Consider the following 16,384-nt stretch of genomic DNA (forward strand, 5'->3'; position numbering starts at 1 on the left):
AAAAGCGGTTGACCACCACAGATTCAAACGGCCTTAATTGCCGTCATCACAGCAGTTCTGCTCGCTCTGAGCGGGGCTGGGCCAACGCCCCTGCCCCGAATCTATAAAAACCAACGGGAGTATATTATGACCCTGATGAAATCCTTGATGGGTGCTGCGGCTGCGGTCGCGCTGACATCCGGTGCAGCCCTTGCCGATCCTGCCCTGATCTTTGACCTGGGCGGCAAGTTCGACAAGTCGTTTAACGAGGCCGCCCATAACGGTGCGTCGCGTTGGGCCGAGGAAACCGGCGGCACCTACCACGAAATCGAGCTTCAGTCAGAAGCGCAGCGCGAGCAGGCCCTGCGCCGTTTCGCCGAATCCGGCGCAAACCCGATCATCACGATGGGCTTCGCGATGGCGGACCCGCTGGCGGCCGTGGCCGGTGACTATCCTGACACCAAATTCGTGGCCGTCGACGTGAACTGGCTGGATATTCCGAACATCCGGCAGGTTGCCTTTGCCGAACATGAAGGGTCGTACCTGGTTGGCATGATGGCCGCCATGGCATCCGAATCCGGCACGGTCGGCTTTATCGGGGGCATGGATATCCCGTTGATCCGCCACTTTGGCTGCGGCTATGCCCAAGGCGCCAAGGCCGTAAACCCGGACATCAATATCGTCGCCAACATGACCGGCACCACCCCGACCGCGTGGAACGACCCGGTGAAAGGGTCGGAATTGACCAAGGCACAGATCAGCCAGGGTGCTGACGTGATCTATGCCGCCGCCGGTGGTACCGGTGTTGGTGTCCTGCAGACCGCAGCCGACGAAGGCATTCTGTCGATCGGCGTGGACAGCAACCAAAACCACCTGCATCCCGGCAAGGTCCTGACCTCGATGCTGAAACGCGTGGATGTCGCGGTTTATGACGCGATGAGCGCTGGTGAAAATGTTGAAACCGGCGTCTTCACCATGGGCCTGGCCGAAGAAGGTGTCGGCGTCGCGCTGGATGACAACAACGCCGCCCTGATCTCGGACGAGATGAAGGCCGCCGTGGACAAAGCCCGTCAGGAAATCATCGACGGCAATGTTTCGGTCGTAAGCTACTATGAGAACGACAGCTGCCCGGCGCTTCAGTTCTGATATCTTGCACGGCGGGGTCCTGTCCCCGCCGTGTTTTCACTTTGCCGCGTCGGCCTTTGGGCCGGGCGGCCTTCTGGGCAATTAAGGACATGACATGACCGTCCCCGCCATTGAGCTCAAAGGGATTTCCAAAGCCTTTGGGCCGGTTCAAGCAAACAAGGACATCTCGATCAGCGTCGCCCCCGGCACGATCCATGGGATCATCGGTGAAAACGGTGCGGGCAAATCCACGCTGATGAGCATCCTCTACGGCTTTTACAAGGCCGACAAAGGTGAAATCTGGATCAACGGTCAAAAGACCGAGATACCCGACAGCCAGGCTGCGATTGCCGCGGGCATCGGGATGGTGTTTCAGCACTTCAAACTGGTCGAGAATTTCACCGTTCTGGAAAACATCGTCCTGGGCGCCGAAGATGGCGGCCTTTTGGGACCTTCGCTGGCCAAGGCTCGCAAAGAGCTGAAAGAGCTTGAGGAAGAATACGAACTGTTCGTGGACCCCGACAAGCGCATCGACGAGATCGGCGTGGGCATGCAGCAGCGGGTCGAGATCCTCAAGGCGCTGTACCGCCGGGCGGAAATCCTGATTCTGGACGAGCCGACCGGCGTTTTGACGCCCGCCGAGGCGGATCAGCTGTTCCGCATCCTCGACCGGCTCAGAGAGGAAGGCAAAACGATCATCTTGATCACGCACAAGCTGCGCGAAATCATGGAGGCGACGGATACGGTCTCGGTCATGCGGCGCGGGCAGATGACGGCCACGGTCAAGACCTCGGAAACCAATCCCCAGGAACTGGCCGAACTGATGGTCGGGCGCAAGGTTCTGCTGCAGGTCGACAAGACCCCGGCACAGCCCGGCGCCCCCGTGCTTGAGATCGAAAACCTGCGGGTCAGCGATTCGTCCGGCGTTGAGCGCGTGAAGGGCATAAACCTGACCGTTCGTGCCGGCGAAATCGTCGGGATTGCGGGCGTTGCAGGCAATGGCCAGTCCGAATTGCTTGAGGTTCTGGGCGGCATGCGCCCCGGCCAGGGGACAATCCGCCTGAACGGAGAGCCGCTGGCCCTGAGCGGTCACGGATCAGACGGGCAAGCGCGGCGCGCGCAGCGTATCGCCCACGTCCCCGAAGACCGTCAGCGCGAAGGGCTGATCATGGATTTCCACGCCTGGGAAAACGTCGCCTTTGGCTATCACCGCGATCCCGCTTATCAACGCGGAATATTCATGGACAACGCCGCCTTGCGGGCCGACACCGAAGCCAAGATCGAAAAATTCGACGTGCGACCGCCAGACGGCTGGCTGGCTGCCAAGAACTTTTCGGGCGGCAACCAACAGAAAATCGTCGTCGCCCGCGAGATCGAGCGCAACCCCGACCTGCTGCTGGTCGGTCAGCCGACCCGCGGCGTTGATATCGGCGCGATTGAATTCATTCACAAACAGATCGTCGCCCTGCGTGATCAAGGCAAAGCCATCTTGCTTGTTTCCGTCGAACTGGAAGAGATCTTTTCCCTGTCCGACCGGATTGCCGTCATGTTCGACGGCCATATCATGGGCGAACGCCTGCCCCAGGATACCGACGAAAAAGAACTGGGCCTGTTGATGGCCGGTGTTGCGGGGGAGGCCGCGTAGCATGGAAAAAATGCCCAAATGGGCCGATGTTGTCCTGATCCCGCTGATCAGCCTGCTATTGGCCGCCCTTTTGTCTGCACTGGTCATCCTGGCCATCGGCGAGAACCCGATCGAAGCCGTGAACCTGATGGTGACGGGCGCGCTGGGTTCGACCTATGGCTGGGGTTATACGCTGTATTACGCCACCAATTTCATGTTCACCGGTCTTGCGGTCGCCGTTGCGTTTCATGCCCGGATGTTCAACATCGGCGGCGAGGGTCAGGCGATGCTGGGCGGGCTTGGCGTTGCCGTGGTCTGTCTGTATGTCCCCTGGCCGCATTGGAGCATCGCCCTGCTGGCCGCCTGCGCGGCGTCGATGCTGTTCGGCGCGGCCTGGGCTGCCATCCCCGCCTATCTACAGGCCAAACGCGGCAGCCATATCGTGATTACCACGATCATGTTCAACTTTATCGCGGCCGCCTTTCTGAACTATATGCTGGTCAACGTCATGCGGCCGCAGGGGTCGCAGGACCCCGCCACCGCGCGATTTGCGGAAACCGTGCATCTGCCGACCTTCCAGTCGATGTTCTCGACCGCGGAAAACGTGATGTTCCGGGGTGCGCCCGCGAATATCTCGTTCTTCGTGGCCCTGCTGGCCTGTGTGGTGGTCTGGGCGCTGATCTGGCGCACGCGCCTTGGGTATGAAATCCGCGCCTATGGCCACTCGGAAACCGGCGCGGTCTATGCAGGCATTTCGCCGGTGCGCATCACCATCATCGCGATGCTGATTTCCGGGGCTCTGGCGGGCCTCATGGCCATCAACAACGTCATGGGAGAGGCCGAAAGACTGGTTCTAAACTCGACCGAAGGCGCGGGCTTTATCGGGATCGCGGTCGCGTTGATGGGCCGCTCGCACCCGTTTGGCGTATTCCTGGCGGCGATCCTGTTCGGGTTCCTGTACCAAGGCGGCGCAGAGCTGGCCTTGTGGACCTCGATCCCGCGCGAGTTGATCGTCGTCATCCAGGCGCTGGTCATCCTGTTCACCGGAGCATTGGACAACATGGTGCGCATGCCGCTGGAAAAACTGTTTCTCGGACTGCGTAGGGGGGCAGAGTAATGGAGTTCTTTCTGACCCTCATCCAGGTACTGGATTCCACGATTCGCCTGGCCACGCCGCTTTTGCTGGCCTGCCTTGCCGGGCTTTATTCCGAACGCGCGGGCATTTTCGACATCGGCCTGGAAGGCAAGATGCTGATGGCTGCGTTCTTTTCCGCCGCCGTCGCCGCCGTGACCGGGTCGGTGTGGCTGGGCCTGCTTGCCGGTATCGCGTCATCGCTGGTCCTGTCGGGGCTGCACGGATTGGCGTCAATCACGTTCCGGGGCAACCAGCTGATCTCGGGCGTTGCAATCAACTTTCTGGCGGCGGGGATGACTGTTCTGGTGGCCCAAAGCTGGTTTCAACAGGGCGGGCGCACGCCGTCGCTGTTCGGAGGCGGGCGGTTCGTTCCGATCGAGTTTCCCTTTGCCGAAGCCGTAAGCGGCGTGCCCGTAATCGGCCCGATCTATTCCGAGCTGCTTTCGGGGCATTCGGTGCTGGTCTATGTCGCGTTCCTGATGGTTCCCGCGACATGGTGGATCCTGTTTCGAACCCGGTTCGGGCTGCGGCTGCGTGCAGTGGGGGAAAACCCCGCGGCGGTTGATACCGCTGGCGTTTCGGTCGTGGGATTGCGGTATGCCGCCGTTGCGATTTGCGGCGTGCTTTGCGGCATCGCGGGCGCCTATCTTGCAACTGCCCTGCAGGCCGGATTCGTCAAGGAAATGACAGCAGGCCGCGGTTTCATCGCACTGGCAGCCCTGATCTTTGCGAAATGGCGCCCATGGCACGCAATGGGGGCATGTCTGCTGTTCGGTCTGCTGCAGGCGGTCGCGTTGCGGTTCCAGAATATCGACCTTGGCGGGGTGGTCATCCCTGTTCAGGTGATGGACGCGCTGCCCTATATCCTGACTGTTGTCATCCTGGCCGGGTTTGTCGGCAAGGCGGTCCCCCCCCGGGCAGGCGGAGAGCCATACGTCAAGGAACGGTAACAGGGCGGGTTCGCAAATTATTTTTGCCCTCGCTCGCTGCAAAGCGGCATGCAGAGTTGATTTTGCATGCCGCAAACGTTCTAAGGGGGTATGCAAGTATCCCGCCCCATTGCGGATAGCCCCTTTGGTTCGCCATCTTTTGCGCGGGGTGGCTTTGATTGCCTTTCTCCTCTGGCTGCGCATACCGCGACCGTGCCCGCCAATCATAATAGACCTGTAACGCAAGGACGTTCCGGCCCTGCGGGTTTCGTCACTTTGATCGCGCAGGCGACCCGGCATCCAACGAAGGGGCGCGCGGTTCACAATGTCACAAGCCGTTTTGCCGCCTTGCACAGGCAGACCCAAGGTAACTAGAAACAGACATGCAGATTTATCTTCCGATTGCCGAAGTTTCCGTAAATGCCTTTCTGCTGTTTGGCCTGGGCGGGCTGGTGGGAATCCTGTCGGGAATGTTCGGAGTTGGCGGCGGGTTCCTTATGACGCCGCTTCTGTTCTTTATCGGCATCCCCCCGGCCGTCGCCGTTGCGACCGAAGCCAACCAGATTGTTGCATCATCATTTTCCGGCGTGTTGGCGCATTTCAGACGAAAAACCGTCGACTTGAAAATGGGGTCCGTCCTGTTGGTGGGCGGGCTGCTTGGCGCGGCGCTGGGTGTGGTTGTTTTCAACTATCTCAAAAGCCTCGGTCAGGTCGATCTGCTGGTAAAGCTTTGCTATGTCGTGTTCCTGGGCGTCATCGGCAGCCTGATGTTTGTCGAAAGCCTCAACGCCTTGCGCAGGTCGCGCCGGGCAGGGTCGGTGCCGCCGAAGCGGCGTCAACGGGGCTGGATACACGCGCTGCCGTTCAAGATGCGGTTTCGGACGTCTGGCCTTTATATCTCGGTGATCCCGCCGGTGATTGTCGGCCTGTTCGTCGGCGTCCTGTCTGCCATCATGGGCGTTGGGGGCGGGTTCATCATGGTGCCCGCCATGATCTATCTTTTGGGCATGCCCACCAAGGTTGTCGTCGGCACGTCGCTTTTCCAGATCATTTTCGTGACCGCCTTTACCACGATGCTGCATGCAACCACGAACTATACGGTCGATATCGTTCTGGCCGTCCTGCTGCTGGTTGGCGGCGTTGTCGGCGCGCAGATCGGCACCGTGATCGGTGCGCGTATGCCAGCCGAACAACTGCGGGTCCTGCTGGCGGCCCTGGTTCTTGTGGTATGCGGCAAGCTGGCGCTGGACCTGCTGCTGCAACCGGCCGAGCTGTACTCGCTTGGCACTGACGGGGGGCACTGACATGCGGCGCCTGATAGCAGCGTTATGCCTGATCTGTTTTCCCGCCCTTGCCGCCGAGGAGCAGGTGGTTCTGGGTCTCAGCCAGGATAGGGTCGCGATTACAGCCGATTTTGACGGGTCCGAGATCCTGATCTTTGGGGCGGTAAAACGGGAAACACCAATCCCTGATGGCCCCCCGCTTGAGGTCATCGTGACTGTCGCCGGGCCGTCTTACCCGGTGACGGTGCGCCGCAAAGAGAAAAAGTTCGGTATCTGGATCAATACCGACAGCGTCCTTGTCGATCTGGCACCCAGCTTTTATGCCGTCGCCACCAGCGCCCCGTTCAATGACATCATCACCAGCACCGAGGACCTTCGCCACCGCATTTCCATCGAACGCGCCATCCGCTCTGTGGGGGCGACAATGACAGTCCGTGGGGCCCAGGATTTCGCCGAGGCCGTGGTGCGCATTCGCGAGGACGAAGGGCTGTATTCCATCCGCGAGGACACGGTTGCCGTCGACCAGCAAACCCTTTTCCGAACCTCGATTGATATGCCCGCGGACCTGACCGAGGGCGCGTATCTTGCCCGCATCTTCCTGACCCGGAATGGCGAGGTGGTGTCGCAGTTTGAAACCCCGATCGATGTGCGTAAGGTTGGGCTGGAACGATTTTTGTACAACCTGTCCAGACAACAACCGGTCATCTATGGCCTGATGTCGCTGGTCATCGCCATTGCCGCTGGCTGGGGCGCATCCACGGCTTTCCGCCTGCTGCGCGAGAACTGACCGGGCTACCAGGCGAAGCGTCGGCGTCAGCCGTCTTCGGCTTCCAGCGTCAGGGCCGCCGCCGGCACTGCGTGCAGGTCATCAACCCGCAACGGATGGGTCGGTTTGGCAAGCCGGTTTCTGACAACCCAAATCAGCCTTTCCTGCGCCCTGGTGATCGCGACATAGGCCAGCCGTTTCCACAGGGGCTGCCCGGCCTCGGTCCGGCCCATCCGGGCGGCGGCATAGATGTCTGGTGCAAAGACCTGAACCGTATCCCATTGCGATCCTTGCGCCTTGTGAATCGTTACCGCGGCACCATGCAGGAAGGTCGCCCCCATTCTGGCGGCAAACGGGATGAACGGTTCTTCCTCGTCTGGTTTCTCGATCTTGACGATCGACGCCGCGCTGACACGCGGGTCTTCGGCGCCCATGACATGCAGCCGGGAAAACCCGGATTTGCGGCCCGGCCCCAGATAGATCACCTGCGCGCCCTTGATCAGCCCTCGGGCTTCGAGGTCCAGGCGCTTCTTGCGGTGTTTCAGCGGCAACTCGATACCGTCACAGATCAGCGGCTCGCCTTCCAACAACTCGGTTTCCGGCGCGTTATGTACGTTGCGAAAGGCCTGGATCAGACGTATCCGCGTCGCGTTGCGCCAGACCAGAACCGGGCTACGCGCCATCAGATCGACCTCGACCCTTTGGCCCCAGACCACGCGGTCGTCCCGACGGGCCGTATCCTCGACCAGGCGTTCGAAATCTTCGAACCCCATCGCAGGGTCGGCAAGCGCATGCGCCAGATCCAGAATCGGGTTGTCCGCATCCTGCCTGTGAACCCTGTGCAGGGTCAGCTTTCGCGGTTCGGGCAAGCCGTCAAACACCATTGATCCGGACTGATTGACCGGCGCCAACTGAGCCGGATCACCGAACATAAGAAGCGTTGGAAAAATCTCCTGCAAGTCTTCGAACTGCCGGTCATCCAGCATCGAGGCTTCGTCGACAAACCCGATATCCAGCGGCTCGTCCCGGCGTTTCCACCCGGTGATAAAATCCGACCCCCGCAGACCTGCAGCCGCCAAGGCACCCGGAATGGACTTGTTGTTCTGATAAAACGCAGCCGCCCGGTCCAGCGCGTCATCTGTCAGCCCTTCGATTTCGGGCCGTTCGTCATTTCCGGCCAGCCATTCGGCAATGCGCTCATATTCAGGATCGTAAACAGGCGTGTACAGGACCCGATGAATGGTCGTCGCCGGAACGCCGCGCAATCGCAGAACGCTGGCTGCCTTGTTGGTCGGCGCCAGTATCGCAAGGCTTCGTTTGTCGCGCGACTTGCGGCTTTCGAAATCCCCGGAAACGATATTGACCCCCGAATCCGCCAGCGCCTTGTACAACTCGGCCAGCAACAGGGTCTTTCCCGACCCCGCCTTGCCGACCACGGCCATGACCCCCGACTTACCCTGGCCGGGCAGTTTCAGCAGCGATTCATCATCAAGATCCACACCCGCATTGCGCAGCATCTCAGAGATACTGTCGAACGCGGCGGCCTGGTCTTCGGAAAAGGTGACTTGTGGCAGCGACATGGCGCGACCCTACATGGGCGCGCCACCCGCCACCAGATACCACTTTGGATTTCCGCAACTCACGCGCTGAGCGCGAACCTGTGCTGCCGGTTATGACCAAAGGCGGACGTGAACCACATACGCGACAGGTCGCGCGGGATACCCGCCCGTTCGGCCACGCGGTTGCAGTCTTCGGGTGAATAGGGCCACAATCCGACCGATATCTGATCGCGCCCCGACCCTTCGGACCCCAAGACCACTGGTGACGATCCGATAAGGCGATAAATCCGTATCATGCGCGCATCGAAAACCCCGGCGATATGTGTCAGCCCGAACCCTTCCATCATCTCGCCGCCGCTCAGCATGATTGCCCCGGCCGTATGCGCGCTGGCGGACCGGTTCAGGCAAAATCGCGTCACCTCCCATATCTGCGGATTTCGAATCGGGGCCCCGCCGGTCAGGTGTCCGAACACGTCGTTGACCATGACCGGAGCGGTCGTTGGCATCACCCGCATCGAGCCGCCATGGCTGCCGTCGGCCTCTTCCCAGATGACATAAAGCGGGTTGAGATCGTCATATTGGTCCCGCTCTTCCCCGGCTTGGTTAACGTGAACATCCCAGCCCAATCGGGTTTTGAACTGGTCCGCCCGATCCCGAAACATGCCCCGGGCCAGTTTCGGATATTTGTGCAATTCGTCGGCATATAAATAGCGCAGCATGACTTGTACCCCTTGTCGTCCTAAGCTGGAACGAAAGGGGTACAAACACGTGGTTAATTTGCGGTGTGAGGACCGCGCGCTGCTTAAACCACTATTAATCCTCGGCTGAGCGCCGTCGCAATGGCATGGGTTGTGTTCAACGCGCCCAGCTTTGATCGGGCGCTTTCGATGTAAACGCGTAGCGTGTGTTCCGAAATTGACAGGGAATGGGCAACCTGGGCGCGGCTATAGCCCATCGCCAGCAAGGTTATTGCGTCAACTTCGCGCGGCGACAGGGCGCGGGCGGCATCGGGTTGTCTTTCCTTCTCGAACTCCAGCGCCTTGCGATTGAAGTAATGCGCAATCAGAATCAGGTCGCGCCCATAGACCTCGACGAAATTTTCCCAGACCGGGTCGTCGCAGGTGTGGTTCACGGTGAACAGCGCAAACTGCCCGCCCGGCCCCCGCAGCGGGATCGAATAGCCCTGATTGCCCACGCCATGTTCAAGAGCGTCCTGCAACAGCGTCTTTGACACTTTCCCGGACCAATCCAGTTTTTTCCAGTTTACCGGGTGAAACCGTTGGAAACAGCCGACAATTACCGGATCTATCCGGTGATAACTTTTTTCGCGATACCGTTCGGCCCATGCATCGGGATAGGTGGTGCACCCATATTGGTCACCTGCCCCATCCACCCAATGATATGTAATATGATCAATTTTCAGCATATCACGCAGCCGAAGGGCTGCGGCGCTCATTTCCTCAAGCGTGCTGGTGCTTTCCAAATCCTCCAGGATTTGGCTCAAATTGAATTCCGTTCCCATTCGCGGGCGCTTGTGCCTCATCATTGAGGGACGCAATCTCGGCCGCCGCGATCAGCCTGGTATCGTCAAGCTGCTCGGCAAGCGCGCTCAACCCGTTTGCCGAGGCAAAGGCGTTGAGATCCGACAGAACGTCCAGTATCCACTTATTTTGCGCCATCAGGGTCTCTCCGAAACAGTTAACGAAGTGTTAACACAACCATAACATGTGTGCGGCTTTTTCGCCTATTCACCGGTTTCTACTCCCCAAAAACAGCGGGTGCCCAATTTCCAAGCCATTGAAACCGCTGATGCAGGCCCCGGAAAGGAAAACACCAGCCAACCGCGTTAACGATTCGCTGGTGCCATTTGAATGTGTCGCGGGTGTTAGCTGCGCGCGTCCAGAACTTCTTCCAAAGTCCGCATGCCCGTATGCGGGGCCTGAACCAGAACCGACATGTTGCCCGGCTTGTGTTCGTTACGCAGCATTTTCATATGCGCTTCGGGCAGCTCGCTCCAGGTGAACACTTCGGACATGCACGGGTCCAACCGGCGTTCAACCATCAGCTGGTTGGCCGCGGCGGCCTGTTTGAGATGCGCGAAATGCGAACCCTGCAACCGTTTCTGATGCATCCACATGTAACGCACGTCGAAGGTCAGGTTATAGCCGGTGGTACCGGCACAGATCACGACCATTCCGCCCTTTTTGACCACAAAGGTCGACACCGGGAACGTGCTTTCGCCGGGATGTTCGAACACCATGTCGACATTCACGCCCTTGCCGGTGATGTCCCAGATCGCCTTGCCGAATTTGCGGGCCTCTTTGAACCACTCGGCATATTCCGGCGTGTTCACCGTAGGCAGCTGACCCCAGCAGTTGAAATCCTTGCGGTTCAGAACGCCCTTGGCACCCAGCCCCATGACAAAGTCACGCTTGCTTTCGTCCGAGATCACGCCGATCGCGTTTGCGCCGGCCGTATTGATCAGCTGGATCGCATATGAACCCAGACCGCCCGAGGCCCCCCAGACCAATACGTTCTGACCGGGCTTCAGGTCGTGCGGCTCGTGCCCGAACAGCATCCGGTAGGCGGTGGCCAGCGTCAGCGTATAGCAGGCGCTTTCTTCCCAGGTCAGGTGCTTGGGACGCGGCATAAGCTGCTGCGCCTGCACATTGGTAAACTGGGCGAATGACCCATCCGGCGTTTCATAACCCCAGATGCGCTGGCTGTCCGAATACATCGGATCGCCGCCGTTACAATGTTCGTCATCACCGTCGTCCTGGTTGCAGTGAATCACAACCTCGTCGCCAACTTTCCAACGGGTGACCTTTTCACCCACGGCCCAGACGATCCCCGACGCGTCCGACCCAGCGATATGATAGGGGGCCTTGTGGCCGTCAAACGGGCTGATCGGCTTGCCAAGCGACGCCCAGACCCCGTTGTAGTTCACGCCAGCGGCCATCACCAGAACAAGAACTTCGTGGCTGTCCAGCTTGGGGACATCGACGACTTCCAGCTGCATCGCCGTGTCCGGCTCGCCGTGGCGTTCCTTGCGGATGGCCCAGGCATACATCTGTTTGGGCACATATCCCATCGGGGGGATTTCGCCCATTTCATAGAGGTCTTTCTCGGGTGCCTCGTAGGACGCGATACCGCTGTCGGTGTCCAAAGCCATTGTGGCCTCCTTTAATCTGCCATGTCGTTGCCGCGATGCAGAATCGCGGGTTTCACAGGATGAAATATTGCCCGCAAAGAAATATTGCAACAGTTTTCGGTGCGAATTTGTAATTTTATGACCCAGCAGTCGCAGAATTTTCTTTTGCAGATGCGGCAAAACCGGTCGCGCCATCCAGGCAAGATGACGCGGCATAGTAATTTAACAGGTCGGCCCTGCGCCCGGACGGTCGGATAACCCCATCTTCGCGGCACAGGATTCGCCGCTCGAGCAGTTGATCAAGCGCGCTGGCAACCTGGGTTTCGGTGGGCGTATCCTGCGTGCTGCGGCGCTGAAGCAAATCGGTGACGGTTGCAACTAGGGCATCCTGGCGAATCTCCTGCTGCTCGCGGACCACCCAACATATGGCGGGGGCCGGAACCAAAGGGATCGCCCGGTCGATCCGCTGCATCAGCTCACGGGCCAGACCCGTCATCAGGTCCGACCTGTCGGTACCGCGAAACGCTTGCAGGGAAATCGGCATGCCGTACCGGACCGAGGCCACGCCGAACCGGGTATAGCGGCCGATCAACCTGCGCCAGACCTGTTTCAGCGTCCAGCGGGTGATCACGCCGATACGGGCACGAAACCGGCGTTCGGGCCCCGAAGCGGCGGCGGTCAGGATCGTATCCTCCAACACCCTGTCATAGTTCAGCCCCACGGGTACAAAGACAACGTCGCGCCCATTATCCGATGTCCCGTCGATAATGTATTTCAAAAGCCCCAGCTTGGGCCGCCCCAATGCGCCGGTCAGGCTCAGCCCGCCTTCGGGGAACATCGCCTGGGTCACACCGGCCTCGGTCGCCAACCGGACATAGCTGGCAAGGACCTGACGATACAGCTCGCTGCCCGACTTGCGGCGAATGAAATATGCCCCCATCGCCCGGATCAATCGGCTAAGCGGCCAAACCTGCGCCCATTCGCCGACCGCATAGGACAAGGCGGAATGACGGGCCGCCAGGTATGTGATCAGAACATAATCCATGTTGCTGCGGTGGTTCATCACGAACACAACCGTCGCATCGGGGTCCAGGTCCTTTAGCGCCTGTTCGTTTTCATAGCTAAGGCGAACGTCATAAAAAGCGTTGCTGAGCATGCGCGCAGCCCGGATCGCAAAGCTGAAATAGGTGAAGGCCGAAAAGGACGGAACGATTTCGCGGGCATAACGCCGCGCGGTTTCAAAGGCGACGGCTTCTGGAATATTCATTTCATGCGCATGGGCCTGTGCCGCGCGCGCGACCTGCGGATCATAGATCAGCCGTTGGATCATATCGTGGCGCCGCGCCAGCTTGAACGGTTGAATGGGCCGCTGCAGCCGCTGGTTCAGCCGGGCCACTGCCCTTTCCAGGCGCCGCCGAAAGAACCAGCGCACCGAAGGAAACAGAAAATGCGACGCGAAAGTGACCGCAGCGAACACCACGATCAGCACGAACAGCCAAAGCGGAAGTTCCACGGTCTGCGTCATGCCCGCAGACTGCCATTAAAAGGCGGCGCTCACAATCTGAAGAAACTGACCCATGCCGCGACGCAGCGAATTGACATATCCCGAAAATTACGATTTAGAAGCCGTGTACGTAATTTTCTTGCTTGTCCAAGCGCGAGGCCCAGATAATGACGCAGATGCAGAAAGACCGCCCCTGGCTTATTCGAACCTATGCCGGTCACTCTACCGCACGGGCTTCGAACGCGCTTTACCGGGCCAACCTGGCCAAGGGTCAGACCGGGCTTTCGGTGGCCTTCGATCTGCCGACCCAGACCGGGTATGACAGCGACCATACGCTGGCACGGGGCGAGGTCGGCAAGGTCGGCGTGCCCGTCTGCCATCTGGGCGATATGCGGGTGCTGTTCGATCAGATTCCACTGGAACAGATGAACACCTCGATGACGATCAACGCTACGGCGCCCTGGCTGCTGGCCCTGTATGTCGCCGCCGCCGAGGAACAGGGCGCGGATATCTCCAAGCTGCAGGGCACGGTTCAAAACGACCTGATCAAAGAATACCTGAGCCGCGGGACCTATGTCTGCCCGCCCAAGCCGTCGCTCAAGATGATCGCGGATGTGGCCGAATATTGTTACTCCAACGTGCCGAAATGGAACCCGATGAATGTCTGTTCCTACCACCTGCAAGAGGCCGGTGCGACGCCGGAGCAGGAACTGGCCTATGCCCTGGCGACTGCCATCGCGGTCCTGGACGAACTGCGCCCCCGCGTTCCGGCGCAGGACTTTCCGGCGCTGTGTGGTCGCATCTCATTTTTTGTGAATGCAGGTATCCGCTTTGTCACCGAGATGTGCAAAATGCGCGCCTTTGTCGATCTTTGGGACGAAATCCTGCAAGAGCGTTATGGCATCACCGAGTCCAAGTTTCGCCGGTTCCGCTATGGCGTTCAGGTGAACTCGCTGGGTTTGACCGAACAGCAGCCCGAAAACAATGTCTATCGAATCCTGATCGAAATGCTGGCCGTGACCTTGTCGAAAAAGGCCCGTGCCCGCGCGGTTCAATTGCCCGCCTGGAACGAGGCACTGGGCCTGCCGCGCCCGTGGGATCAGCAATGGTCGATGCGCATGCAGCAGATCCTGGCCTATGAGACCGATCTTCTTGAATATGGCGACCTGTTCGACGGAAACCCGGTTGTGGACGCCAAGGTCGAAGACCTGAAAGAAGGCGCGCGGGCCGAGCTTGCCAACCTGGAATCGATGGGCGGTGCGGTTGCCTCGATCGAATACATGAAATCCCGGCTGGTCGATTCAAACGCCGAGCGTCTGAACCGGATCGAACGGAACGAAACCGTGGTCGTGGGCGTCAACAAATGGACCGAGGGCGAGGCATCGCCGCTGCAGACCGAGGATGGCGGCATCATGGTCGTCGACCCCGCGGTCGAGCAAGAGCAGATTGACCGGCTGAATACATGGCGGGCCGAACGGGATGACGCGGCTGTGGCGGCGGCGCTGGCTGCCTTGCGGGCTGCGGCGAAATCCGGCGCGAACGTCATGGAACCTTCGATCATTGCCGCGAAGGCCGGTGTCACGACCGGAGAATGGGCCGAAGAAATGCGCAAGGTCTATGGCACCTATCGGGGCCCGACGGGCGTGTCGGGATCGGTGTCCAACAAAACCGAAGGTCTGGACGATCTGCGCGCCGCGGTGGACGCGGTCAGCGACAAGCTTGGGCGCCGGTTGAAGTTCCTGGTCGGCAAACCCGGCCTGGATGGCCATTCCAACGGCGCGGAACAGATCGCCTTTCGCGCGCGGGATTGCGGGATGGACATCAGTTACGAAGGTATCCGCCTGACCCCCGAAGAAATCGTCGCGGCGGCCATTGCGGATGACGCCCATGTCATCGGCCTTTCGATCCTGTCCGGCAGCCATCTGCCGCTGGTTCAGGACGTCATGGACCGGCTGCGCGCCGCAGGGCTGGATGACTTACCCGTCGTCGTCGGCGGCATCATTCCCGACGAAGACGCCGAGGCGCTCAGGTCAATGGGTGTTGCAAAAATCTATACGCCCAAGAATTTCGAGCTGAATGCCATTATGGGCGATATTGTCACCTTGGTTGACCCTCGGACCCTGGCAGCAGAATAGGCGTCTTTTCTGCATTTTTCCCCGTTTCTATTTCCAATGCAATTGGAGTAGAAAGTGCCGATAAATGAAATCCGATCCGGGGCAAGTACCCGGCGGAAAAAACGGCATGGAGAATACCGATGGGGATCAATCTGGAAAACATGACGCGCAAGGACCTTGTCGATTTGCGTGATCAGGTCGAAAAGGCGCTGAAGGGTGCGGAAGCGCGTGAACGAAAGCAGGCTTTGAAAGCTGCGGAAAAGGCGGCTGCCGAGTTCGGGTTTTCCCTGTCGGAACTTTCGCCAACGGCGGCGGGTGCGGCAAATCTGGCAAAGGCGCGCGCCAAGTACTGCAACCCTGCTGACCCGTCCCAGACCTGGACCGGGCGCGGACGCAAGCCGCGCTGGGTTCATGAAGCGCTGGCGTCGGGTTCCGATATCACCGATCTGGAAATCTGATCCGGGAATTGTATCAAAATGACAATTCATATTGGTGCCAGCAAAGGCGAAATAGCCGAAACCGTTTTATTGCCTGGTGATCCTTATCGCGCGAAATGGGCTGCCGAAACGTTTTTGACCGACATTCGACAAGTCAATAACGTGCGCGGGATGCTGGGTGTCACCGGGGAATGGAACGGACACCGGGTCACAATTCAGGGCAGCGGCATGGGAATGCCGTCGCTTTCGATTTACGCGAATGAACTGATCCGGGATTTTGGCGCAAAGACGCTGATCCGGATCGGGTCCTGCGGTGGCATGCAACCCGATGTCAAACTGCGCGACGTCATTCTGGCGATGACGTCCACCACGCTCAGCACGCCGTCACGCGGTATCCTGAAGGAACTGAACTTTGCGCCATGTGCGGATTGGTCCTTGCTTCAGGCCGCCGCCAAGGCCGCACAGGACAAGGGCACCCCGACACATATCGGCGGCATCTATTCCTCGGACGTGTTTTACGATGAACGGCCGGACCTGAACGAACAGATGGTGCGCCACGGAATTCTTGGCGTCGAAATGGAAGCGGCCGAGCTGTACATACTGGCCGCGCGCCATAAATGCCGCGCGCTGGCCGTTCTTACCGTGTCCGATCACCTGCTGACCGGTGAGGCCCTGCCATCCGAAGATCGCGAGCGCAGTTTTGGCGACATGGTCGAAATAGCGCTGCAGGCGGCATTCGCCGAGGCATCGTGAACGCAATACTCAGGGCGCGCGGTCT

The 16,384-nt window shown here is 59.6% G+C and carries 15 protein-coding genes; 9 read left to right on the top strand and 6 right to left on the bottom strand.

The window, feature by feature from the left end; genetic code table 11:
- Positions 1-126 precede the first annotated feature (126 nt).
- The 6 genes from ACXAG8_RS16385 (at position 127) to ACXAG8_RS16410 (ending at position 6,862) form a co-directional block, all read left to right on the top strand.
- On the top strand, positions 127-1,125 hold the full coding sequence (locus tag ACXAG8_RS16385) for a BMP family lipoprotein (RefSeq protein WP_475229099.1): 999 nt from the start codon (positions 127-129) through the stop codon (positions 1,123-1,125).
- 94 nt (positions 1,126-1,219) lie between these two features.
- Positions 1,220-2,749: an ABC transporter ATP-binding protein gene (locus ACXAG8_RS16390; RefSeq protein ID WP_475229108.1), complete on the top strand. Its 1,530-nt coding sequence runs from the start codon at positions 1,220-1,222 to the stop codon at positions 2,747-2,749.
- A 1-nt stretch (position 2,750) separates the two neighbouring features.
- Positions 2,751-3,845 carry an ABC transporter permease gene (locus ACXAG8_RS16395; protein WP_475229117.1) on the top strand — a complete coding sequence of 365 codons (1,095 nt, stop codon included), beginning with the start codon at positions 2,751-2,753 and terminating at the stop codon, positions 3,843-3,845.
- Positions 3,845-4,813: an ABC transporter permease gene (locus ACXAG8_RS16400; protein WP_475229124.1), complete on the top strand. Its 969-nt coding sequence runs from the start codon at positions 3,845-3,847 to the stop codon at positions 4,811-4,813. The genes ACXAG8_RS16395 and ACXAG8_RS16400 overlap by 1 nt, the downstream gene beginning before the upstream one ends.
- Before the next feature lie 362 nt (positions 4,814-5,175).
- Complete coding sequence (locus ACXAG8_RS16405; RefSeq protein ID WP_475229128.1) at positions 5,176-6,096, top strand: sulfite exporter TauE/SafE family protein; 921 nt, start codon at positions 5,176-5,178, stop codon at positions 6,094-6,096.
- A gap of 1 nt (position 6,097) precedes the next feature.
- On the top strand, positions 6,098-6,862 hold the full coding sequence (locus ACXAG8_RS16410; RefSeq protein ID WP_475229136.1) for a TIGR02186 family protein: 765 nt from the start codon (positions 6,098-6,100) through the stop codon (positions 6,860-6,862).
- Between the two features lie 26 nt (positions 6,863-6,888).
- On the opposite strand, the gene ACXAG8_RS16415 is transcribed toward ACXAG8_RS16410, so the two are convergent.
- The 6 genes from ACXAG8_RS16415 to ACXAG8_RS16440 all read right to left on the bottom strand — a co-directional run bounded on the left by ACXAG8_RS16415 (position 6,889) and on the right by ACXAG8_RS16440 (position 13,076).
- Positions 6,889-8,421 (bottom strand): ATP-dependent DNA helicase, encoded by a 1,533-nt coding sequence (locus ACXAG8_RS16415; RefSeq protein WP_475229139.1) that lies wholly within the window; start codon positions 8,419-8,421, stop codon positions 6,889-6,891.
- A gap of 59 nt (positions 8,422-8,480) precedes the next feature.
- Positions 8,481-9,119, bottom strand: coding sequence for an acyl-homoserine-lactone synthase (locus ACXAG8_RS16420; protein WP_475229144.1), 639 nt, complete (start codon positions 9,117-9,119; stop codon positions 8,481-8,483).
- Between the two features lie 83 nt (positions 9,120-9,202).
- Entirely contained in the window at positions 9,203-9,922 is a 720-nt protein-coding gene (locus ACXAG8_RS16425) for a helix-turn-helix transcriptional regulator (protein ID WP_475229151.1), read from the bottom strand.
- Entirely contained in the window at positions 9,861-10,079 is a 219-nt protein-coding gene (locus ACXAG8_RS16430; RefSeq protein ID WP_475229159.1) for a hypothetical protein, read from the bottom strand. Before ACXAG8_RS16430 ends, ACXAG8_RS16425 begins: the two co-directional genes overlap by 62 nt.
- Positions 10,080-10,285: 206 nt before the next feature.
- A complete protein-coding gene (ccrA, locus tag ACXAG8_RS16435; RefSeq protein ID WP_475229164.1) occupies positions 10,286-11,572 on the bottom strand; it encodes a crotonyl-CoA carboxylase/reductase in 1,287 nt (428 codons plus the stop codon).
- A 115-nt stretch (positions 11,573-11,687) separates the two neighbouring features.
- Positions 11,688-13,076 (bottom strand): 1-acyl-sn-glycerol-3-phosphate acyltransferase, encoded by a 1,389-nt coding sequence (locus ACXAG8_RS16440; RefSeq protein WP_475229171.1) that lies wholly within the window; start codon positions 13,074-13,076, stop codon positions 11,688-11,690.
- 146 nt (positions 13,077-13,222) lie between these two features.
- Between ACXAG8_RS16440 and ACXAG8_RS16445 the strand changes: the two genes are divergently transcribed.
- The 3 genes from ACXAG8_RS16445 (at position 13,223) to deoD (ending at position 16,359) form a co-directional block, all read left to right on the top strand.
- On the top strand, positions 13,223-15,190 hold the full coding sequence (locus ACXAG8_RS16445; RefSeq protein ID WP_475229178.1) for a methylmalonyl-CoA mutase family protein: 1,968 nt from the start codon (positions 13,223-13,225) through the stop codon (positions 15,188-15,190).
- A gap of 119 nt (positions 15,191-15,309) precedes the next feature.
- Positions 15,310-15,627: an H-NS histone family protein gene (locus tag ACXAG8_RS16450; RefSeq protein WP_475229186.1), complete on the top strand. Its 318-nt coding sequence runs from the start codon at positions 15,310-15,312 to the stop codon at positions 15,625-15,627.
- Positions 15,628-15,645: 18 nt separating this feature from the next.
- Entirely contained in the window at positions 15,646-16,359 is a 714-nt protein-coding gene (gene deoD / locus ACXAG8_RS16455) for a purine-nucleoside phosphorylase (protein WP_475229189.1), read from the top strand.
- Positions 16,360-16,384: the final 25 nt, after the last annotated feature.

The sequence above is a fragment of the Ruegeria sp. ABD4_443 genome, from assembly GCF_056160865.1.